The sequence below is a fragment of the Listeria monocytogenes genome (assembly GCF_900187225.1).
Lineage (GTDB): Bacteria > Bacillota > Bacilli > Lactobacillales > Listeriaceae > Listeria > Listeria monocytogenes.
On the sequence record NZ_LT906436.1, the window covers coordinates 1,106,476 to 1,127,988 of the forward strand.

The following is a 21,513-nucleotide window of genomic DNA, read 5'->3' on the forward strand; positions in this document are numbered from 1 at the left end:
CATTTTGCATAAATTAAGTGTGGTCATTGCCGTATACAATGTTTCTGAGTATATAGAAGCATGCTTAACATCAGTCTTAGAACAAAACTACAAGAATGTGGAATTAATTATTGTCAATGATGGTTCAACTGATGATACCTTTCAAAAAGTAGAAAAACTAGTAGACGGACATACGAATGTTATTTTGATTGATCAAGAAAACCAAGGTGTTTCTGCTGTCCGAAATAATGGTGTAAAAGTCGCTACAGGTGATTATCTAGGCTTTGTCGATGGAGACGATATCATTGCTAAAGATATGTTTCAAAAAATGATGGATTCTTTTGAAATGTCGGATGCAGATATGGTAACAATTGGTGTGGCAAGACTTTCAGGAGATAAAGTATACCCTTCTACATTACACGAAAGATATATGGTAGAAAAAAAAGAAGCCACAACAATTGAAGAAACACCGGCACTTTTATATGATACTACTTCGTGGAATAAAGTATTTAAAAAATCTTTTTGGGATAAACACCATTTGGAATTTCCAGAGGGCCAAATGTATGAAGATATCGCATTAATGATTCCAGCCTTTTTGTATGCAAAAAAGGTAAATATTATTCCTGATGTTGGCTATTATTGGCGCAGTCGCGAGGGTGGAGCAAAATCAATCACTCAAAGACGAAATGACATTGCCATGGTGAATGATCGTTTACTTGCTTTGAAAAAAGTAAATCAAGTACTTAATGAGAAAAATATTCAGGGTGATTTAAGATATCAAAATGAACGTAAAAACTTTGAAATTGATTTGTTTTCCATGATTGAATGGGCATTTTTAGCGCCGAAGGATTACTATTTGGCTCTTCAACCACTTATCAAAAATTATGTTGAGCAAGAAATGAAAACAACTGCTTTGAATGATATTCCAAAAGAAAAGAAACGACTTTTCAAAGCTTTGTTAGCAAATAATCGTCCGGCTTTTCTCCTAAATAGTTACATTTATTTTGGTAAGAAAGCTGTGAAAAAAATAACGAAATAAGAGACAAAGGACAAAATACTTCGGATCTTTAGTACACTTGTAAACAATTGATTCAAGTGTGCCATTGCATCATTAGAAGTACTATGTCTTAGGCTCTTTTTTTGTTAGTAACAGTTAATTTAATAGTGAATCTACCTTTTATATGCTATGATAATTGGTATATAATAAGTCAAATTAATGCTTATAAAAAATGATAGGAGCAGAAGAAATGACAAATTTATTTCAAGATGATAGTCTAACGCTGCATACAGACTTATATCAACTAAATATGATGAAAGCGTATTTTGACGATGGACTTCATGAGCGTAGATCGGTGTTTGAAGTGTTTTTCCGAGATATGCCATTTGATTCGGGTTTTGTTGTGTTTGCGGGGCTAGAACGAATTATTCATTATATGCAAAATTTACGTTTTACAGAAACGGATATTGCTTATTTACACGACGAACTTGGTTTTGATGGACCTTTTCTAGAATATTTACGTAACTTTAAATTTAAAGGAAATATTCTTGCTGCGAAAGAAGGGGAGTTTGTTTTTAAAACAGAGCCAATCCTTCAAGTAGAAGCAAGTCTAGCGGAAGCACAATTAATCGAAACAGCTTTGCTTAATATTGTGAATTTCCAAACGCTGATTGCAACAAAAGCGGCGCGAATCCGTTCTGTTATTGACGACGAAACGTTTGCAGAATTTGGTACAAGACGTGCACAAGAAATGGATGCGGCTATTTGGGGCACACGAGCAGCTTACATCGGCGGTTGTGATTCGACAAGTAATGTTCGCGCTGGGAAGATTTTCGGCATACCTGTGTCTGGTACGATGGCACATGCGATGGTTCAAGCTTACCGCGACGAACTAGAAGCATTTAGAAGTTACGCAAAAACGCATTTTGATTCAATTTTCTTAGTAGATACATACGATACGCTAAAATCTGGCGTACCAAATGCGATTAAAGTGGCGAAAGAAATGGGCGATAAAATTAACTTTATCGGCATCCGCCTAGATAGTGGCGATATGGCTTTCTTATCTAAAAAAGCACGCCAAATGTTAGACGAAGCTGGCTTTACAGAAGCAAAAATCTTTGCTTCAAGTGACTTAGACGAACATACTATTTTATCCCTAAAAGCGCAAAAAGCAAAAATCGATTCTTGGGGCGTTGGCACAAAACTAATCACCGCGTACGACCAACCAGCACTAGGTGCCGTTTACAAAATGGCGGCAATTGCTGATGAAAATGATATTTTACAAGATTCGATTAAACTTTCAAGTAACACCGAAAAAGTGTCGACACCTGGTAAAAAGAAAGTTTACCGGATTATTACGAATGAAGATGGCTTGAAAGCGGAAGGCGATTATATTGCTTTAGCGGACGAATCACTTGAGAATGTCGACAAACTAACAATGTTCCACCCAGTTCATACGTATATTATGAAGACAGTCGAGAATTTCACCGCGCGTGAGCTACTTGTACCGATTTTCCAAAATGGGGAACTTGTGTATGATATGCCTTCACTCGATGAAATTAAAGCTTATAAAGAAGAGAACTTGGCGCTACTTTGGGACGAATACAAACGAACCGTTCGTCCGGAGCAATACCCAGTTGATTTAAGTGTAAAATGTTGGAAAAATAAGATGCGTAATATCGAAAAGGTACGTAAAAGTGTCCAGCTTCATTCACCAGTTGAACTAGATATGCCGTTTTAGGAGGAATTATAATGGAAATCAGAGAAAGAATTTTAGCAGATATGCAAGTGGCAGAAACGATTGATGCACATGAAGAAATCCGAAAAAGTGTCGAGTTTTTAAAAGCATATTTAAAAAAGAATACGTTCTTAAAAAGCTTTGTTCTTGGGATTTCTGGGGGACAAGATTCGACTTTAACAGGAAAACTAGCACAGATGGCGATAAGCGAAATGCGAGCGGAAACAGGTGACGATGAGTACCAATTCTTCGCTGTGAGCTTGCCATACGGAACGCAACTAGATGAATCGGACCGTCAAGATGCACTGAACTTTATGGAACCAGATAATCGTTTAACCGTAAATATTAAAGCTTCAGTGGATGCGAGTGTTGCGGCGCTTGCGGAAGCGGGAGTGGAACTATCTGATTTTGCTAAAGGTAACGAAAAAGCGCGCGAACGGATGAAAGTACAATATGCGATTGCGGCAATGCATAAAGGCGTCGTTGTTGGAACCGATCACTCCGCAGAAGCTGTTACTGGCTTTTATACGAAATACGGCGACGGTGGAACGGATATTAACCCACTGTTCCGCTTGAATAAAAGACAAGGCAAGGCGCTTCTTAAAGAGCTCGGCTGCCCAGAACATCTATATTTGAAAAAACCGACAGCAGATTTAGAAGATAATAAACCGGCACTTCCTGATGAGGTCGCGCTTGGTGTGACTTATGACCAAATTGACGATTACTTGGAAGGCAAAGAAGTTCCAGCAGATGCTGCGGCAAAAATTGAGAACTGGTTTATTAAAACCGAACATAAACGCCATATGGCAATTACTATATTTGACGATTTCTGGAAATAGGAGGCTGTTTAAATGAAAGTTGGTTATGGTTTATTAACTGCATTTTATACACACCCAGGAGAAAAAGACAATTTAGTGAAAATCTTGCTTGAAGCAGCAGAGGCTTTGGCTGATTACAACACGTGTATCCAATATATCGTCAGTGAATCTGAAACCGAGGCAGATACGGTGTTTGTTTCTGAGATTTGGGTCGACAAAGGGCATCATGCAGCATCACTTGATAACCCAGCAGTACAAGAAATAATTGCGCGCGCCAAACCGATGATAAAAGAAATAAAACAAATACAAGAATTAGACATACTCGGTGGAAAAGGCGTATAATTTTAACAACAAGAATGATTCTGGGACTCTCCTGGAATCATTTTTTTGGAGGGATGACAAATGCAAACGTTGATGATTGTTTGTGCTGGCGGTGCGACGTCAAGCTTAATGGCACAAAATGTCGTGAAAAGCGCGACGTCGGAAGGAATGGACGCTGTTTTACTATTTCCTGATGATGTGAAATATAAAGATAGTTTTCTCGAGAAATATAGCGAGCGGGATTTGGTTGTTGTTATGGGACCGGTCGGCGCGATTACAGCAGGGAAATTCCGTGATTATAAAGAACAGGTTGACGCGGTTTTAGTAGCACCACAAGTGAAATATATGTACAAAACAGTGGAGGAAGTATTAGGCGAACTAAATATTCCTTGCGCTAATATTGACTCACTCGATTTCGGTCGGATGCGCGGGGATAAGATTCTCACGCAAGGTCTAGCCTTAATGAACGCGAAAAATTCCAAATAAGGTGTTGCAACTTTAGAGGGGAAACGTTAAAATGAAAGAAGATGAAAAGGACAAGTGATTTGTCCTTTTCTTATATTATTGTGAAGTAACCGCGATTTTGCGGTTTCATTTTATAGATAAGGGTGGTTTTGTTTAAAATTATGAAAGACTTTACCGAGCAAGAGAAAATTATCGTTCTAGATTTTGGTAGTCAGTACAATCAACTAATTACGCGCCGCATTCGTGAATTCGGTGTGTACAGTGAATTACATCCGCATACTATTACAGTTGAAGAAATGAAAGCACTAAATCCAACGGGGATTATTTTTTCAGGAGGACCTAACAGTGTGTATGACGAAGATGCCTTCCGCGCTGACGAAAGAATCTTTGACATGGGAATTCCGATTTTGGGAATTTGTTACGGCATGCAATTAATGACAACGCACTTCGGTGGCAAAGTAGAACGTGCGAAAGACCGCGAATACGGGAAAGCGGACATTCACGTTGAGAAGCCAAACCGTTTATTTGCTGGACTACCAACCGATCAAGTTGTTTGGATGAGTCACGGCGATTTAGTCGTTGAGGAGCCTGCTGGTTTTGAAGTAACAGTTACTAGTAAATCTTGCCCAATTGCAGGTATTGCGGACGAAGAACGTTCACTTTACGGCGTGCAATTCCACCCAGAAGTACGTCACTCCGTTTATGGCAACGAATTACTGAAGAATTTTGCATTAAATGTTTGTGGCTGTAAAGGCGACTGGACAATGGAAAACTTTAGTGAAGTAGAAATCGTAAAAATCCAAGAAATCGTAGGCGACAAAAAAGTCTTGCTTGCCCTTTCTGGCGGTGTAGATTCCTCTGTTGTTGGCGTGTTAATTCATAAAGCAATAGGCGACCAACTAACATGTATTTTCGTTGACCACGGCCTTCTTCGTAAAGGGGAAGCTGACCAAGTAATGGAGACATTACAAGGCGAATTCAACATGAACATCATCAAAGTAGATGCGAAAAAACGCTTCATGGACAAACTTGCTGGCGTTTCTGATCCAGAACAAAAACGTAAAATCATCGGCAACGAATTCATTTACGTATTTGACGATGAAGCTAACAAACTAGACGGCGTAGAATTCCTAGCTCAAGGAACACTTTATACAGACATCATCGAAAGTGGTACAGCAACTGCCCAAACAATCAAGTCTCACCACAATGTCGGCGGTCTACCAGAAGATATGCAATTTAAACTAATCGAACCTTTAAATACACTGTTCAAAGATGAAGTTCGCGCACTAGGAACAGAACTTGGCATGCCTGACGCTATCGTTTGGCGCCAACCATTCCCGGGCCCAGGCTTAGGAATCCGCGTTCTTGGCGAAATTACGGAAGAGAAATTAGAGATTGTTCGTGATTCTGATTATATCTTGCGCGAAGAAATCAAAAACGCAGGTCTAGAGCGCGAAATCTGGCAATATTTCACAGCACTTCCAAATATCCGTAGCGTTGGTGTTATGGGTGATGGTAGAACGTATGACCATACTGTGGTTGTTCGTGCGGTGACGAGTATTGATGGTATGACAGCAGACTGGGCACGTATTCCGTGGGATGTACTGGAGAAAATTTCGGTACGGATTGTGAATGAAGTGGATCATGTGAATCGTGTTGTTTATGATATTACGAGTAAGCCACCAGCTACGGTTGAGTGGGAATAGAAAGCTAACATAATAAGAATAGGAATATCAATAAATCAACGTTTTTCAACTTATGAAATGCTTGATTTTCATTAAAAATGATATGGTTTCCTACCACAAATCCCTGTCAAGATGATGCTTGACAGGGATTTGTTTTTTGTGGGCTTACATTTTAATACTAAATTGTAATATAATTTATTTATTAATATGATTTTTAGAAAAAACTGTTCTAAAAAGGAGGGGGAACGATGAAAACGAAGATGCCGGAAATGCTTTCTTTCGTTTCAGAAGAAGCTGTTAGTAGAAAAATGACAAGTGAGGAAATTGCTGCTCACTTTGGTTATGATAAACATCACTTTAGTCGAAAATTTAAAGAAATTAATGGATTCAGTGTGGTTGAATTTCTTTCTAGTTTAAAAGTGGAAAAGGCGATTATTGAACTTGATGAAGAAGTACGCATACTCGACTTACAAGAACATTCAGGTTTTGAAAGTAGTGGTAGTTTCACAAATACGTTTAAAAAATATACAGGTAGTTCTCCTAGAAAATACAAAACCGAAATGAATGATATTTTTTATGATATGAAACGTTTTGAAAATGATAATAAGGATAAGTCAATAGCGCATTTTCAAGAAAATAATGATTCTTTTTGCAATGTAACTATTGATGTACCTGATGAATTTGAGAAGGGTATCATATTTATTGGACTTTTCCGTACTCTTATACCGAATCATATGCCTATATCGGGATTAGCTACTAAAAATTTAATAGGAAATCAATTGAAAAATATTCCAAGCGGAGACTATTATTTATTAGCTTGTGCGATAAGCCAGTCTAATAACATTCTATCTTATTTTAACTTAAGTAATAGTTTGAGAGGGAAAGAAGATGAAAAGCTATCTTTTCCTAAATGTTCTGGCAATCATTACGCGATTAAGCTGAGAGAACCAATACCAGAAGATCCACCAATATTAGCTAATGTGGGAAAAATTTTAATCTCCTGTTTGAAGAACACAATCTAGAACAATATTGTTTGACTATGAAATGTTAAAATAATTGTAGGCTAACGAAAAGGAGAGATAAGATATGGCTTTAAATGCAAAGAGTATCACTATAGGACTACCAGTAAGTGATTTGGAGAAATCTGCTAGTTGGTATGAAAAACTATTTATGAGTGATGAAAAATTAACACCAGTTGAAGGGGTTATTGAATATCAAATTGGTTCAGTTTGGATTCAACTTTTTGAAGAAAAAATAAATGTTTCAGAAAACGTTTTACGCTTAGGGGTAGAGGATTTAGATGTGGAATTTGAACGTTTAAAAACACTTGGAGTAATAACTGACGAGGTGATAGAAGATGTACCTGGTATTATTCGATATTTTGACTTCTCTGATCCTGATGGTAATAAGTTGTCATTCTATTGGTTGTATGATCAGGAATAGATTTGAACAAGATTATAGGATGGATGTAACGCTTAAACGACGGATGTATAATTCGTCGTTTTTTGATGTTAGAAACAATGCTTAAAAAGGTGACTTTAACTAAATGATATTAATTTTTACATTTCAGATCATAAAGAATATTCTTTGACATCAATTATTTACAATGCCATTTTCAATGCTACTAAATGACAACCCAAGAAAATATCATTATAATAGAACCATGATACAAACTTCACATACAGAAAGGGAAAACAACCATGACAAAAATTCATATTAATAAAGAAAAAATGAATAATCATGCCACAACCCTAGGTGATATTGCGGGAAAGTTAGATTACTATCCCCTTAAAAATGAAAACATGAGTTATACGCAAACTAATTCTATCCACCTTCTTCGGGAATCATTACTTGAACTGCTTGAAGGCATCGAAAATTTAGGATCTGTTGCGCAAGATGATGCTACTCGAATCAAGCAAATGGGGGAAGCTTTTGCAAAACAAGATAAATCCATCAGCCAGAAGATGAATTTGGAGGTGCGTTAAGTGGATAAACGTACCCAAGAATTAGGTGAAATAAAAAAAGAGCTGGAGCGAGAAGATGACGTTCTATACGCTATTAAAAATAAAATTAGACATTTAGAGGATGTGGAAGGAGATATTCATCAAGCTAGACGCGAAATGGATGACATCCTTTATCATATGAAAGAAGTTTGGCGAGGAGAACACGCAGAGCATATTTTTTGGCAAATAGAAGACGAGGTAAATCATTACAACCAGAAAACTGCTTGCAAGACTAACGATATTCAAACCGAACTAAATAACGAGCAAAAAAAAGCATCAACAAAATCTCCACGCGCTCGAAACTAAACAACAGGATATCACAAAGGAGATGCGTTTATGACTCGAATAGATATTGCTGAAGTAAACCATTTTTCACATGAATTAAAAATAGCCAATCAACAGGCTAAAACACAAATTACGGCAATCCATAATGCTATCACTGCTTATTTGCAAGATGATTCGCTCTCTGGGGAAGCAATTAGTGCGTCTAAAGGATATTATGCAGCGACTTATTTGCCTCTTTGTGCTTCTATCAAACAAGCGCTACAAGTCAGCGAAGAATCTTTAAGGAAATATATTACCGACTTTCACAGCCAAGTAGATAGTTCTCCAAGTGCAAAAATTGATGCAGATGGTCTATATGAATTAGATCAGAAAATAAATCGTTTAGAAAATAAATTAGAACACATTCAGTTAGAATTGAGTTCGATGACAGCAGTTTCTAGGCAGGGCGAAATTAATGCGCTTCAAACGCAAATATTTGCCAGTTATAAAAAAAGAACAACTTTTAGAAAAATTTCTTGATTTTGAACGTGCTCATAGTCATTTTTTTCAAGAATTAAGTGACTTAGCTCAAGCAATCAATCATGGTGTGCGTGATATTCAGGCGAACATTTCTTTTAATAGCCAAACTGGGATGTATAAAGTAGATAAATTGTCTGCTTCAAACTTTGAACGACTTGTTGATTTATACGCATCTCAAAAAGCAATAGATGACAAAGTAAAAGCTATGGAAGATATCGGAATGCTTCCCTATATTCCAGAGGGAAATCGTGCCGGATATGTTACGACTAACGGCAAACTAAATACGGAAGCCACATTAGATTTAGTTAACCAACAAATGATTTATTGGCAAAATGAAACCGGTATGCGCGAGTTGTTTGGCGTTGGAGCTTTTTATCGCGCGGTTTATGGTTTGGATGCAGTTACTGCTGAAAGAATCGGTGGCGGACAGAGGCTAGTAGATGGCTCAACTGTGTTTTTTCAATATGTTGGAGTTTTTGGAGTGAGTAGCTTTTATGCTGAGTTTGGGCAAGTACGAAAACTTGATTATTTACCTACATCTGGCATAAAGTTAAAAACGAGTCCATGGGAGACTACGACGGTTTTAGGGACTTATGTTTCCGATACTCAAAATGTACTAACAGAATTAGGCAATATAAAATCATTAGATTTTGGAATGAAAAAAAATAGATTCAATCTTTTAAATGCACCGGATGAATTATATATTAATCCAAAACAATTTTGGGAGGAGTTTAATCAGCCTTTCCTAGATAAAGCGATTCAGCGAGGAGATGACGTAGCTATGGCTACAAAGCCGACTGTAGAAAACTTATACATCGCTGGGACTAAACAACTTACGGGTTTTGGCCGTGAATATAAATACTTACTACAACATGGTTATGCTTATGATGTAAAAACAAGCACAATGAAGTTGAAGAAATGAGGAATTCAAGCATGAAATTAGACGATAATGCAAAAGAAATAATCCTTAAAAAAAGTGAATTTCTACTCCATAATAATTTTAAATTAATAGAAATAACGGACGCTACTATCACATTTTCAAACAAGAAAATTGCTTTTGTCATCGGTTATGAAAGATATGATAATGTAAGTAATATTAATATAAAGTTTTTGGAAGAAAATGAAATGTTTAATCTTGGATGGATTGCTTTTGTAAGAAGAAATCAGATACCGTTCCCTCAGAATAAATTAGATAATATATTAGAGTTACTTGATTATGCTGAAAAAAATTATGCTAAAGTTATTAACTTACAATTTTGCCAAGAAAGTAGAGGAATGGTAGAAGACTTCTTGAAAGAATAATAACTGGAATTATAGTAAAAAAAGGACTGTGATCAATTGGATTTCCACAAAGAAGTTGAAAAAACATTCAAAGGATACGAGCAAAAGTATCAATTGATGCTAACTAAAATAGATAATAATGAAGTTGCTTTCATCGGAAAAAATTATGCTTTAGGTATAGGATGGAGTACGGACGGGATTGATTGGCATTATTTCAAACTAGATAATTCGATGCTCTGTAAATTTAGTCTAGATAATTTATTAAACGCAAAACTAACTCACATAGAACGAGACGGATTATTTCCTAGTAAAACAATTTACGAGAAAATAATTAATGAATTAATAATCTGCGAAAGAGTATTCAATAACCATTTTCAAGAATTGCTACGGGGTGAAACATTAAGCGACTATGGAAATAAAGAATTTGTTTCGAATTTGGAGAAGAGTATTATTGAACGTGAACTATTGACTCGATAATAATGCATATTAGGAGAACCGCATTATTCCTATGAATTTGATTGCATAAAATCTTAATACAAAAATAACAAAGTTGGTGGAATTAATGGAGTTTAAGCACGAAGTAGAAAATAACTTTGCGGATATAATTCAAGAATATCAATTTAACTTAATTAAAGTAAATGAAGACGAAATAATGTTGTTTCACCCTAATTATGCTCTAACTATTTGGAAAAGTAGAGAAGGCATTGATATTTATTACCTGTTCCTTCAGAGGTTAGAAAAAGTGAAAATAACCAATTTTTTATTTTCAAATTATGAAAAAGAATTATTAGCTAATATCATCCCTGCAAATAATTTGACCGACCAAATTTCTAATAGCTTACTTATTCATGCGAGAGGTTTAAGTAAATATTTCCCTGAAGTATTATCTGGTCAAAATGACTGGGTAAAGAAGTTTAAAGAGAATAAGTTTTATAATGAGCCGAGAGCTATTAACAAAGACGAGTATTCAGCCTATCAAACTATTATAAAAAATATCAACGGCAAAAAAATTGAAGGATTTCAAAATGAGATATGAAGCAGATTTTATAAATAGATTCCAACCATTAATAGAAGAATATAAGTTAAATTATAAAGTTATATCTGAAGAGGAGCTAGCACTTTTTGGTTCTAATTTTGCGCTTGTTTTTTTGATTCATTTTGATGAAGTTTCTTTGAATTATGTATCTCGTGATAAAGATAATTCGCTTGTTAGTTATGATGTATGGTCTTATTTTTTACATGTCTTTGATGATAAAGATAGGGAGAATTTGCCAAAATATAATTCTGTGCGTGAACGAGTTGATGTTTCATTTTTAATACTTGCAAGAGGTCTTCCACGTCATTGGAACAATGTACTTAATGGAGATGACAAGTGGTTGGAAGCTTATAAGCAGTATAAATTAGCCGGTGTTCCTAAAAAGGTAATCGGGCACTTGAAGGATAGTTTGAGTTTAAATATTTGACCAAGAAATGTTGAGAATGTAGCAGAAAAGAGGAGTTCAACTATGAAAATGGACAATAATTCAAAAGAAATAATCCCTAAAAAAAGTGAATTTCTATTCCATGGGGAATGCAATGTGTTCTTTTTTATATGAACAAGAGGGCGTAAGTTATAGTAAGATTCAACCCAATAGGTCTTTTATGGTTATGGAGGGCGCGAGTGTTGTTGGGAGAAGGAAGATAGTGTCGTTTAATTTGTAAATGAAAGTTAAATTGATTTATGCGTTTTACACAGTATAATTAAACTATAAGAAGATGCTTTTCGGTGTAGATAGTAAATATTAGGGGAAAAAGTAGTGACTATAAGAAAAATCAGGTTATAATCAGTATACACAATTACTGAGGAGGAAAAATGTTGATTCCATCCTATTTGAAAAGCACAGCTAAAGAGCTAAGTATTAATGATTTTCTTAATGTAGAAATTGTAACAATAAATAAAGAGGAAACTTTTGACATTTTATATTGCGGAACACTGGAAGAAATAGAAGGCGATCAGTTAATTACTAGAGAAGATTCCGAAATCCCATTAAAAATTATAGCGGAAAGCACTTTATCCGGGAAAGAAATTTTGCTTTATGATGGCGCATATTATGGCTATGATAGTATGTTTTGTGATGAGTTTGAGGAAGAGGCTACACAAAATAGAGAATTAAAAAAATATCCTATAAATAATTTATCTAATATTCGTTTATCTATAGGAATTGGCATTGATTATGAATCAGAGAAAGAAGAATATGAATTTGATGAAAATGGTCATGTAGTTTTAATTGACGATAGGCATATACCATGGGAACAAGTAAAAACGGACGGTTTTGATTTTCTAGAAATAACGGCAACAGATGAAAATGGGGACTCTTTATTAATCTTGACCGAAGAACTTGCGTAAATAAAAAAATAGGAAGTTGAAAAAATGATACTTATAAATAAACGAGCGGAAAATCAAGATTACCAGATGATTTTAGCGATTTGGGAAAAGTCAGTTATTGCAACGCATGCTTTTTTAGCTGCGGAAGATAGGCAGTTTTACAAAGAACAAATTCCTTTGTTTCTAGATAATGTGGAACTGTTCTTATGGTTTGCTGGTGAAGAAATCGTTGGTTTTAGTGGGACGAGCGAGCGGGAACTAGATATGTTATTTCTTAATCCGATAGCTACGGGTAATGGTTATGGGAGTCAGATTCTTATTTGGTTAATAGAAAATAAGCGGATAAACTTGGTGGATGTGAATGAACAAAATGAAAATGCCACGAGATTTTATTTGAAGCATGGATTTGTGGTTTCTTCCAGAAGTGACTTGGATGGTTTTGGGAACCCTTATCCAATTCTTCATTTACAACTGAAGGAGAGAGTTAATGGAATATGAACAGCTGTTACAAAACGAACTTGGTGAACTTGAAATAATTCAGGAAGAACTACAAAACAAAGAATATCGAGGAATGATTGTAAAGACGGCTAAAGATGGCACAACGATTCGTACGCGTTTGGCGAAGAAAACGGATAAAAAAGCAGGGTACTTTGTTGCTTTTTGGGAGAAAGATGAATTTGGGAAGAATTGTCCTTTTGATGAGAATGATTGCGCTGATTTTTTATGTATTGTTGTTATTGATGGTGATTTGAACGGTTTATTTGTTTTTCCAAGACAATGTTTAATTGATAAAGGAATTTTAACTAGTGAAGCTAGTATTGGAAAAATGGCTGCTAGATTTTATCCAACGTGGTGTCAGGATTTAAATAAAATAGCGAAAAAAACGCAAGCTTGGCAACAGGTGTATTTTAAAAATTATTCTATAAGAAAAGAAGACCATTAATTGGGTCTTCTTTTTATTGTTTAGAAACTACTTGCTCGCAGTAATCTAAGTAAGCATTGTCTACTAGAAAATATTTTGGAACCATTAAGCCAACAATATTGGTGAGTAGCTCTGAATTAGCGATGGCAGGATTAATCATTTGATGCGAGACATTTGGGATGGTTTGGGTTTCTAGGTTTTCTTTCTTTATTTGTTGGGTGTAAACATCTTTTGTTTCTGCTGAATCAACATTTTTATCTTTTTCAGCTAAGACGAGATAGATTTTTGTTTTTACTTTTGAAAGGTCTAGGGTGGCATCTTGGTTCATATTTTTGCGAATGAAGTTGTAGCGACCCGGGGTCATTTCTTCTTTACCGCCATTTTGTTTGTAGCTTTCGTAGGTTTTGTTTTTAGAAATAAGGGCGCTATCGGTGAGGAAATTTTGTTGTGCTTGCTTGACTTCTTTAGTTGTTTTACCAGTGTCTTTCGCTTGCCAGCAGGTGTTGTATTCTCCTTGGCGCATCCAGTTGATAGCAGGGGCGGCAAGTATTGAAAAGTCAATCTCATTATTTGCATTCATTGCTTTTGGAACCACCCAACCGGCTTGACTAGCGCCCCATAAGCCGATTTTAGCCGTGCTGTCTGGGTATTTTACTTTCATCCATTCGATCACTTGGTTGACTTCGTTTGCGCGGTCATCCATGGACTGATTTAGCCAATTGCCAGAGGATTTACCAACGCCTAATTTATCCCAAGAAACAGATATATATCCTTGTTTGGCAAAGCGTTCCATTAGCGGTTTATAGCCACCGTTTTGAGTTGCTTCTTGTGCCCCGTCACCGTGAACAAACACGATAATACCTTTTGGTTTGCCGTGTTTTGGGGTTGTCACGACCGCAGAAAGTTTTCCACCAGTAGTTGGAATTGCGACTCTTGTTTCGTTCATCTCGTAATTGTTTCCGATGAAAAGAATCGCTACTAATATGACGATGATTGCGCTCATTATGATAGTTATTTTTTTCCAACGTTTCATTGTATCCACTCCATTTTTCGCCATTCTTTGATACCGGTGAGTACTCCCATCAATGCGCTATTTTCTTTTTGAATCACTTGGAAGCCTAAATTTCTATACAGCTTGTAGGCGCCATTATTTTTCTTGGCAACGTATAAAGTAATCTTCTCATCATGAAAAGTTTCTAGGCAATGAGAAATTAGCGTTTTTCCAATACCTTGACCACGAAAATTTGGCGAAACGGTTATAAAATCAATATATCGTTCATTTTGAACAGGTTTGTGTGATAGAAGACTGAGTAAGAAAATCAATTTGAGGCACTGTGAAAATGATAAAAACTTTCTTAAGGTTTGATATAGCTTTTGATAAGAGTCACTCTTGCTTGTTACAAACAGGCAACCGCAAACTAGCTCATCTTGTATTGCAATTAGTAGATTTTCGCCTTTTTCTGTATAAATGTAATGGCAAAAAGCGTATGTAATGTCATGTGCTTCTGTTTCTTTGAATAGCGTTTTTGTGAACTTTGATTTGAACCCTGCGAAAACTAAAGATGCTACTTCTTCAACGATGCTATCTTTTTCAAATGAATCGATGCTTTTAATGGAAAGGGTCATAACGGCACTTCCATTGTGTAAACCATTGCGTCCGGATAGGCGAGTGAAGGGTAGATGTTTTCGTATAATATCATGCTTGTTGTAGGATATTTTAATTCTTCTAAAAATAGTTGGATTTGCGTTTCAATAGTTGCTTCATCTTTGGCAATAAAAGATTTACAAGCATATTCGCCAGCCGGAAAAGTATAATCACTCCTTTTTTTAATGCTCTTAAGGCAGATTACACCAGTGTCTTGTTTGGAGAAAATGTAAAAAGGTTCCTCTAAATCCGGTAGATTGTGTTTTGCGGCTTGGGAGTAGTTGATAGTATTATTATCAATTATTTGGTTAGGAACTTTTTTAAAATAGCGATCGGCTTTATCAACGAATGTGATTTCATTTAAAATTATTTCTTTTTGCGAATGAATGATTTTTTGAATCGTTTTTTGAATTTCTACTAACTCTTCTATTTTTTGTTGCAAATCTTGTTCAGCCTGCTCTAACATCGGAGTCACTTTTTCACCAAGCAAACTTTCTTTGATTTCTTGAATAGAAAAGCCAATTTTTCTAAAAAGGATAATTTGATATAAACGGTAAATGTCGGCTTCTTCAAAATAATAATAGCCATTTTCAGGATTTCTTTTAGGAACTAGAATACCTTCATCGATATAATGACGGATTTTATATTTAGATATTTGAAAAAGTTGCGCGATTTCGCCAGTGGAAAGAGTAAGCATCTGAATACCTCCTTGTGATTTAGTTTTAGTATAAACTATGTGGTTACCACGCAGTCAAATAAAAAAATAAATGACAATGAGAATCATTATCAAATGACGATTTTTGTGATATAATAAACAAAGATTTATTGATGGGGGTTAGCGATCAAATGGGAAAAGTAGTATTGAAAATGGCTTATACTGCCAAAAAATCAAAGAAAGTATTAAGGTATCTTGAAACGAACCTTAATGTAAGTCGGGGTAAGTACAATGATTGATAAGCGTTTGTTTCAACTGGTTGAAAAGAAATCTTTAGTGTTATTAATTCTTTTTCGCGTGCTTAGTTTAGGGCTGATGATTGGTCTTTGGCTTGTTTTTGCTCAACAATTAACGCATTATTTAGAGGGTCAAAGTGTCGATTGGTTATGGCTTGTTGGGACGGTTTTAGTTGTTTTAGTTGGTAAAGCGATACTTACCAAATTAGCGGAGAAACAAATTTACCAAGCATCAGCAGAACTGCGTTTATCAATGAGGCGCGCTGTGATGGAAAAAGCTTTTCGGTTAGGCAACAACGAAGGACAGTTACCGGCATCAACTTTAACGCAGCTCGCGGTAGATGGGATTGAACAATTAGAAATTTATTATTCACGTTTTTTACCGCAATTATTTTATTGTCTCATCGCTTCTTTGATGATTTTTGGAAGTTTAGTTGGATTTGCATGGCAGCCGGCGATTGTGCTATTAATTTGTATGCCGATGATTCCGATTGTTATTATGGCAGTGATGAAAATTGCTAAACGGATTTTGAGTGGTTATTGGTCTGATTATACGAATTTAGGAACCAAATTCCATGAAAATTTAAGTGGTTTGAGTATTTTGAAGGCTTATGATCAAGATAAATATAAGCAAGAGGAAATTGTTTCTGATGCGGAACGTTTCCGTAAAGCTACGATGAGTTTGTTATCGATGCAACTGAATTCGATTACGATTATGGATATTATATCGTATAGTGGGGCGGCACTTGGTATTGGTATGTCTTTAATTATGTTCACCAATGGCACGATTAGTATGACTGGCATGTTGATGTTCTTGCTACTAAGCGCCGAATTTTTTATTCCAATGCGTCAACTTGGATCTTTATTCCATGTGGCGATGAATGGAATCAGTGCTTGCAGTAAATTGTTCGCTTATTTAGAGTTAAAAGAGCAAGTTTATGGCTCAGTAGAATTAGCTAAACCGTTAGAAAAGATGGAAGTTCATCATTTGACATATACATATGAAGAAGGTAAAGCTAAAGCACTGCAAGATGTATCAGTTCATTTCAATAAAGGAAGTTTTTCTGCACTTGTCGGAAAGTCTGGTTCAGGAAAAAGTACTTTTGTGCGAGTGCTATTAAATCAATTACCTGGTTATCAAGGGGAAATTGTTTGGAATGATGTACCGTTAGCGAGTTTGAGCGGGGAAGCTATTCGTAAACAAGCTGTGTTAGTAGATAATCATGGTTATCTTTATGCAAATAGTATTCGGGAAAATTTATTAATTGGTAATCCAGCTGCTAATGATAGCGATTTGTGGAATGTTTTAGAGCAAGTTAGTTTGGCTGATTTTGTTCGGAAGTTACCAGAGCAATTAAATGAGAATTTAGAAGAGGACGGAAGTAATTTATCTGGTGGGCAAAGACAGCGATTGTTACTAGCTAGAGCTTTGCTGCGTCAAGCGGAAGTCTATGTTTTCGATGAAATTACGTCTGGTGTGGATTTGGAAAGTGAAAAAATTATTTTTCTAGTGTTGCAGGAATTAGCTAAAGAAAAAATCGTGCTCTTTATTTCGCATCGCTTATATAATGTTTTGGGCGCGGATCAAGTACTCGTTTTTGACGCGGGGAAATTGGTGGAAGTAGCGAGCCCAGAACGATTACAGCAAGAATCCAATTACTTCAAAAACTACTTTTTAGAAGAAGAAGCGTTGCTGAAAGGGGGAGCATGACATGTCAGAATGGACGATTATTGGCTGGTTGTTAAAGTTTGTTAAGCCGTTACGAGGAAAGATGATTTTGGCGATTTTACTTGGTATTATAAGTAATTTATCGGTTATCATGATTTCTTTAATCGGTACATATGGCATTATCGGGGTAATTTTACAGCAGCCGCTGAATCCGTATAAATGGCTCTTTGTAATGGTAGCTTGTGGAGTGGTTCGAGGTTTGGCGCGATATTTGGAACAGTATTTAAATCATGACATTGCTTTTCGCTTGCTTGCGATTATTCGTGAACGTATTTTTGCGACTTTGCGTAAACTAGGACCAGCTCGTTTATCTGGGAAGAAAAGTGGTGATTTAGTTGCCGCGATTACAACGGATGTCGAGGCTTTGGAAGTATTTTTCGCACATACTATTTCGCCAGTTTTTATTGCACTTGGTACGACGATAGCAACAGTTGGCTTTTTGGCAAGCTATGATGTTGGTTTAGCGATCATACTTTTGGTAGGTCAAATCATGGTTGGTGTCGTTTTGCCGATGATTAGTTATAAACGAAACAAAAAAATCGGAACGGCTTATCAACAAGCATTCGTTGGGCTCAATCAAATGGTGATGGAAAATATTGCAAGTTTACAAGATATTTTTCAGTTTAAATTAGGCGAAGAGCGTTTGAGAAAATTAGAAACACAAGGTGAAAAGCTCAATAGGCAGTATAAAAAAAGAATACGCCAAGGAAGCGAGCTCCAAATATTGGGTGAATGGGTGCTAATTGGTACGGCGACGATTATTTTAGTGCTAGGTAGTCTTTCACAATTGCCACTTGAAACAGTATTAATTGGAACCGTACTTAGTCTGAGTTCTTTTGGATCAGTGTTGGCATTAAATGCTTTAGGAACGGCGCTGTTAACCACATTTGCTAGTGGTAAAAGATTATATGCTTTAACAGAAGAAAAACCTGTTGTATTATTTAACGGTCAGCTTGAACTATCGGATTTTGAAAGCGCTGAGTTAGATAAAGTGAGTTTTAGTCATGATGGAAAACAACCACTTTTAAACGAACTTTCGCTAGCGCTTCCTAAGGGTAAATGGCTTGGCATCGGCGGGGAAAGCGGCAGTGGAAAAAGCACTTTAGTAAAATTACTGATGCGCTACTGGGATCCAGATGGTCAAGTTAAATTAAATAATAACGAACTCCCTAAAATTACAGAGTCTTCGCTTCATCGGCTAGAAGGTGTAATGGAGCAAAGAACATTTTTATTTGAAGACACACTTGGTAATAATATTCGTTTAGGTAAAAAAGATGCAACTTTGGAAGAAGTCAAAGAAGCTGCCCGAAAAGCTGCTATCGATACTTGGATTGAAACTTTGCCAGAAGGATATGAGACAATCATTGGTGGACAATCACGAAATTTATCAGATGGAGAACGCCAACGGATTGGTTTAGCTAGATTATTCCTTCATGACGCACCGTTATTATTACTAGATGAACCAACAAGCAATTTGGATTATATTAATGAACAAGCGATTTTAAACACGCTCCGTTCAGAAATTCAAGATAAAACAGTGCTGGTAATTTCTCACCGAGCAACAACATTAGACTTGGCAGAAGAACAATTATTTATAGAAAATGGTGCATTGAAACGTGCAGCAAAATAATAAAAACAGCTTGTATAAATTACAAGCTGTTTTTATTTATAAATTTACCTTCTCTGAGCTTTCGAAAAATTCAACCGTGTCAAGTTCCGCAGCAAAAAATTCTTTCGTATAGTTCTGTTCGTGATGGTAATAAAAGGATTCCTGATTCTGCCAAATTTCCCACAAAGCAAATCTGCCGAGTGCACTTTCTAAAGGAACAATCTCGAATAAAACACAACCTGGTTCTTTCACTGTTTTAGCGCGTAACGCCTCCAAATGTTCAACCAGCTGTTCATAAGAAACTTTGCCGGTAGTTTGAATAACTGCTGTGCAATATAAATAATTCGTGTTTTCTTTTAAATACATTTCTTCTCCTCCTTTGAATATGTTAAGCTTAAGGTATGGAGTACACCCGATAGCAAGGAGGAACTAGATGTATATTAAAGATTTTGCCACTAAAACGGGGCTTTCGATTGATACGCTTCGATATTACGAGGAAGAAGAATTATTAATTCCTGCTAGAAATGAAAAAAATTATCGTGTTTATACGGAAGAAGATTACTGCTGGGTACAGCTTTTACTTAAAATGAAGCAAACAGGGATGACAATAACAAACATTAAAAATTTTGCTGCATTACAAAAGCAAGGAGATAAAACACTCCCAAATCGGATACAAATTTTAGATAATCATATGGAAAACTTGTATGAACAACAGAAAGATTTGGCAGAAACAATTTCCTTTGTGGCTAAAAAAGTAGATGGGTATCGAGAGAAGTTATAAATACAACAGGAAAGGCGAGTAGAGATGATTAATAATGAGATACGAGAAGTGATCGGATTACATCCGATTTTTGAAAATGACCAAAAATTGACTGTGGAAAATGCAGAAGTAATCATCAGAAATCATGTGCTGATAAAATTGATTCTTGATCAAGCTGATTGTTACAAAGAAATCGATTATAATATAGAGCTTACAGATACAAATGAATTAGTTGGCCGAAAAAATGCAAAACCAAAAGCATTGACGCTAAAAGCAATTTTAAAAGCTAAAACCAAAGAATTAAGGTTGAAAATAAATAAAATCAGTAATCGAATAGAGTTAAAACTAGGTGTTCAGCATTTTGAAAATATCTATTTTGAGAAAGGGAGGGTTTTCACTAAAGAAAATGTGCAAGAAATAATTGCTGCACATTATGGAAGTGATTGGTTGAGCACATTAACCAAAGCAAAGTTCAAAGTGAAAACGAGACAAACCATTCAGCAAGGTTCCATTTTTTCTTATCCAATTGGAAATGAATATGGTTTCGGGCTTGTAATTGGTTGTTTTCAGACGTTTCGGAAACAAAAAATAATGCCTCAAGATAGCTCGCATTACCTTAATTTAATGATGGGAGTTCCGCTTGTTATTCGTAGCTTTAACTATACAAGTAAACAAAATACAGTCGATTTACCACTTTTGAAAAAAAGTCAGCTCTTAAATCCGGAATTTATTATGGATGATTTAGTGTTGCGTGGGGATTTTTCGATTATTGGTAGGGTAGTTTTGGAAGAAGCGGATATTCTCTTTCCAATGAATTTTTCTTTTAATGGAGTGTCTACAACTTATGCCGGTTATCAAGCAATAGGGGAACCAGATAGGGATATTATTAAAAAGTACGAGGAAGAAATTACCATTCGATTTGATTGGGGATTTGGAAGCAAAACGATGACTGCGAAAGAGTTTTTGAAGAGAAGGAGTGGAAAAGAGTCATTTCTGTCTTATTCTGGATTAGGAATGACGCCAATTGCTGGATATTCAAAAAAGTTAATTTCTCCTAAAACTATATTTACTACAGAAGAACTAAAACAAATTTATGAAGTTTTAGATATAGATGGGGAGATATCGTTTGATGATTTTAATGAAAAACACAATGGGATTTTGGCTCAAAACATGTTATCAATTGATGGAAAATAAAATCTTGTCCCATTCAATAAAAGCGCGGTCCATTTTTTTAAGTTTATTTTCTGTATGAAGAAATAGTTCCGATTTTTTTAATTTGGTAGCATAAAAAATCATGATGCGCAGCTTTTAACTGGTTAGTAATAATAGTATGATGGTTGAAAATCTACAAGTTCGGTAAAATATGAAAGCTATTAGGTAAGTTAGGTTTAATAATCCAACTTACTTTTTTAGTAGTAAAAAATACTGTTTTCTTTCGGAA

The 21,513-nt window shown here is 35.7% G+C and carries 26 protein-coding genes and 1 pseudogene; 23 read left to right on the top strand and 4 right to left on the bottom strand.

The window, feature by feature from the left end; all coding sequences use genetic code 11:
• Positions 1 to 4: 4 nt before the first annotated feature.
• The 19 genes and pseudogenes from CKV70_RS05615 to CKV70_RS05700 all read left to right on the top strand — a co-directional run bounded on the left by CKV70_RS05615 (position 5) and on the right by CKV70_RS05700 (position 13,399).
• Positions 5 to 1,018, top strand: coding sequence for a glycosyltransferase family 2 protein (locus tag CKV70_RS05615; RefSeq protein WP_014930875.1), 1,014 nt, complete (start codon positions 5 to 7; stop codon positions 1,016 to 1,018).
• Positions 1,019 to 1,226: 208 nt separating this feature from the next.
• Positions 1,227 to 2,717, top strand: a complete 1,491-nt coding sequence (locus CKV70_RS05620; RefSeq protein WP_003721509.1) for a nicotinate phosphoribosyltransferase — start codon at positions 1,227 to 1,229, stop codon at positions 2,715 to 2,717.
• A gap of 11 nt (positions 2,718 to 2,728) precedes the next feature.
• A complete protein-coding gene (gene nadE / locus CKV70_RS05625) occupies positions 2,729 to 3,553 on the top strand; it encodes an NAD(+) synthase (RefSeq protein WP_003727000.1) in 825 nt (274 codons plus the stop codon).
• Positions 3,554 to 3,565: 12 nt separating this feature from the next.
• Positions 3,566 to 3,874, top strand: a complete 309-nt coding sequence (locus CKV70_RS05630) for a putative quinol monooxygenase (protein WP_014600724.1) — start codon at positions 3,566 to 3,568, stop codon at positions 3,872 to 3,874.
• 60 nt (positions 3,875 to 3,934) lie between these two features.
• A complete protein-coding gene (locus tag CKV70_RS05635; RefSeq protein ID WP_003732712.1) occupies positions 3,935 to 4,339 on the top strand; it encodes a PTS sugar transporter subunit IIB in 405 nt (134 codons plus the stop codon).
• A gap of 128 nt (positions 4,340 to 4,467) precedes the next feature.
• Positions 4,468 to 6,024, top strand: coding sequence for a glutamine-hydrolyzing GMP synthase (gene guaA, locus CKV70_RS05640; protein ID WP_014600725.1), 1,557 nt, complete (start codon positions 4,468 to 4,470; stop codon positions 6,022 to 6,024).
• A gap of 227 nt (positions 6,025 to 6,251) precedes the next feature.
• Positions 6,252 to 7,025 carry a helix-turn-helix domain-containing protein gene (locus tag CKV70_RS05645; RefSeq protein WP_014600726.1) on the top strand — a complete coding sequence of 258 codons (774 nt, stop codon included), beginning with the start codon at positions 6,252 to 6,254 and terminating at the stop codon, positions 7,023 to 7,025.
• A 64-nt stretch (positions 7,026 to 7,089) separates the two neighbouring features.
• Positions 7,090 to 7,446, top strand: coding sequence for a VOC family protein (locus CKV70_RS05650; protein ID WP_014600727.1), 357 nt, complete (start codon positions 7,090 to 7,092; stop codon positions 7,444 to 7,446).
• Positions 7,447 to 7,703: 257 nt separating this feature from the next.
• A complete protein-coding gene (locus CKV70_RS05655) occupies positions 7,704 to 7,988 on the top strand; it encodes a DUF3130 family protein (RefSeq protein WP_014600728.1) in 285 nt (94 codons plus the stop codon).
• Positions 7,989 to 8,346, top strand: a pseudogene (locus CKV70_RS05660) (hypothetical protein).
• On the top strand, positions 8,343 to 8,810 hold the full coding sequence (locus CKV70_RS14615) for a T7SS effector LXG polymorphic toxin (RefSeq protein WP_014600730.1): 468 nt from the start codon (positions 8,343 to 8,345) through the stop codon (positions 8,808 to 8,810). The pseudogene CKV70_RS05660 and the gene CKV70_RS14615 overlap by 4 nt, the downstream one beginning before the upstream one ends.
• 481 nt (positions 8,811 to 9,291) lie before the next feature.
• A complete protein-coding gene (locus CKV70_RS14620; RefSeq protein ID WP_009914925.1) occupies positions 9,292 to 9,732 on the top strand; it encodes a hypothetical protein in 441 nt (146 codons plus the stop codon).
• Between the two features lie 11 nt (positions 9,733 to 9,743).
• Positions 9,744 to 10,112, top strand: coding sequence for a hypothetical protein (locus CKV70_RS05670; RefSeq protein ID WP_014600732.1), 369 nt, complete (start codon positions 9,744 to 9,746; stop codon positions 10,110 to 10,112).
• 36 nt (positions 10,113 to 10,148) lie between these two features.
• Positions 10,149 to 10,568 (top strand): hypothetical protein, encoded by a 420-nt coding sequence (locus tag CKV70_RS05675; protein WP_014600733.1) that lies wholly within the window; start codon positions 10,149 to 10,151, stop codon positions 10,566 to 10,568.
• 85 nt (positions 10,569 to 10,653) lie between these two features.
• A complete protein-coding gene (locus CKV70_RS05680) occupies positions 10,654 to 11,127 on the top strand; it encodes a hypothetical protein (RefSeq protein ID WP_014600734.1) in 474 nt (157 codons plus the stop codon).
• Positions 11,117 to 11,554, top strand: coding sequence for a hypothetical protein (locus CKV70_RS05685; RefSeq protein ID WP_014600735.1), 438 nt, complete (start codon positions 11,117 to 11,119; stop codon positions 11,552 to 11,554). Before CKV70_RS05680 ends, CKV70_RS05685 begins: the two co-directional genes overlap by 11 nt.
• Before the next feature lie 389 nt (positions 11,555 to 11,943).
• Entirely contained in the window at positions 11,944 to 12,477 is a 534-nt protein-coding gene (locus tag CKV70_RS05690; RefSeq protein ID WP_014600737.1) for a hypothetical protein, read from the top strand.
• Between the two features lie 24 nt (positions 12,478 to 12,501).
• Positions 12,502 to 12,954: a GNAT family N-acetyltransferase gene (locus tag CKV70_RS05695; protein ID WP_014600738.1), complete on the top strand. Its 453-nt coding sequence runs from the start codon at positions 12,502 to 12,504 to the stop codon at positions 12,952 to 12,954.
• Positions 12,944 to 13,399, top strand: coding sequence for a MepB family protein (locus tag CKV70_RS05700; protein WP_014600739.1), 456 nt, complete (start codon positions 12,944 to 12,946; stop codon positions 13,397 to 13,399). The genes CKV70_RS05695 and CKV70_RS05700 overlap by 11 nt, the downstream gene beginning before the upstream one ends.
• Positions 13,400 to 13,412: 13 nt before the next feature.
• Here CKV70_RS05700 and CKV70_RS05705 read toward each other — a convergent pair whose 3' ends face one another.
• Genes CKV70_RS05705 through CKV70_RS05715 form a run of 3 tightly spaced genes read right to left on the bottom strand, consistent with a single transcriptional unit; the run spans position 13,413 to position 15,720 of the window.
• The gene (locus tag CKV70_RS05705; protein ID WP_014600740.1) at positions 13,413 to 14,435 is read right to left on the bottom strand and encodes an alpha/beta hydrolase family protein; all 1,023 of its coding nucleotides are present in this window, start codon (positions 14,433 to 14,435) and stop codon (positions 13,413 to 13,415) included.
• Positions 14,408 to 15,004, bottom strand: a complete 597-nt coding sequence (locus CKV70_RS05710; protein WP_014600741.1) for a GNAT family N-acetyltransferase — start codon at positions 15,002 to 15,004, stop codon at positions 14,408 to 14,410. Before CKV70_RS05710 ends, CKV70_RS05705 begins: the two co-directional genes overlap by 28 nt.
• Positions 15,001 to 15,720 (bottom strand): MerR family transcriptional regulator, encoded by a 720-nt coding sequence (locus CKV70_RS05715; protein ID WP_003721529.1) that lies wholly within the window; start codon positions 15,718 to 15,720, stop codon positions 15,001 to 15,003. The genes CKV70_RS05710 and CKV70_RS05715 overlap by 4 nt, the downstream gene beginning before the upstream one ends.
• 249 nt (positions 15,721 to 15,969) lie before the next feature.
• Between CKV70_RS05715 and CKV70_RS05720 the strand changes: the two genes are divergently transcribed.
• A complete protein-coding gene (locus tag CKV70_RS05720; RefSeq protein WP_014600742.1) occupies positions 15,970 to 17,685 on the top strand; it encodes an ABC transporter ATP-binding protein/permease in 1,716 nt (571 codons plus the stop codon).
• A gap of 1 nt (position 17,686) precedes the next feature.
• Complete coding sequence (locus CKV70_RS05725) at positions 17,687 to 19,333, top strand: amino acid ABC transporter ATP-binding/permease protein (RefSeq protein ID WP_014600743.1); 1,647 nt, start codon at positions 17,687 to 17,689, stop codon at positions 19,331 to 19,333.
• Between the two features lie 36 nt (positions 19,334 to 19,369).
• Here the strand turns inward: CKV70_RS05725 and CKV70_RS05730 are convergent, their stop codons facing one another.
• Positions 19,370 to 19,678, bottom strand: a complete 309-nt coding sequence (locus CKV70_RS05730) for a putative quinol monooxygenase (RefSeq protein ID WP_003721533.1) — start codon at positions 19,676 to 19,678, stop codon at positions 19,370 to 19,372.
• Positions 19,679 to 19,745: 67 nt separating this feature from the next.
• Here CKV70_RS05730 and CKV70_RS05735 point away from each other — a divergent pair, with 67 nt between their 5' ends.
• A complete protein-coding gene (locus CKV70_RS05735) occupies positions 19,746 to 20,093 on the top strand; it encodes a MerR family transcriptional regulator (protein WP_012951477.1) in 348 nt (115 codons plus the stop codon).
• Positions 20,094 to 20,117: 24 nt separating this feature from the next.
• A complete protein-coding gene (locus CKV70_RS05740) occupies positions 20,118 to 21,266 on the top strand; it encodes an immunity 26/phosphotriesterase HocA family protein (RefSeq protein ID WP_014600744.1) in 1,149 nt (382 codons plus the stop codon).
• Positions 21,267 to 21,513 lie beyond the last annotated feature (247 nt).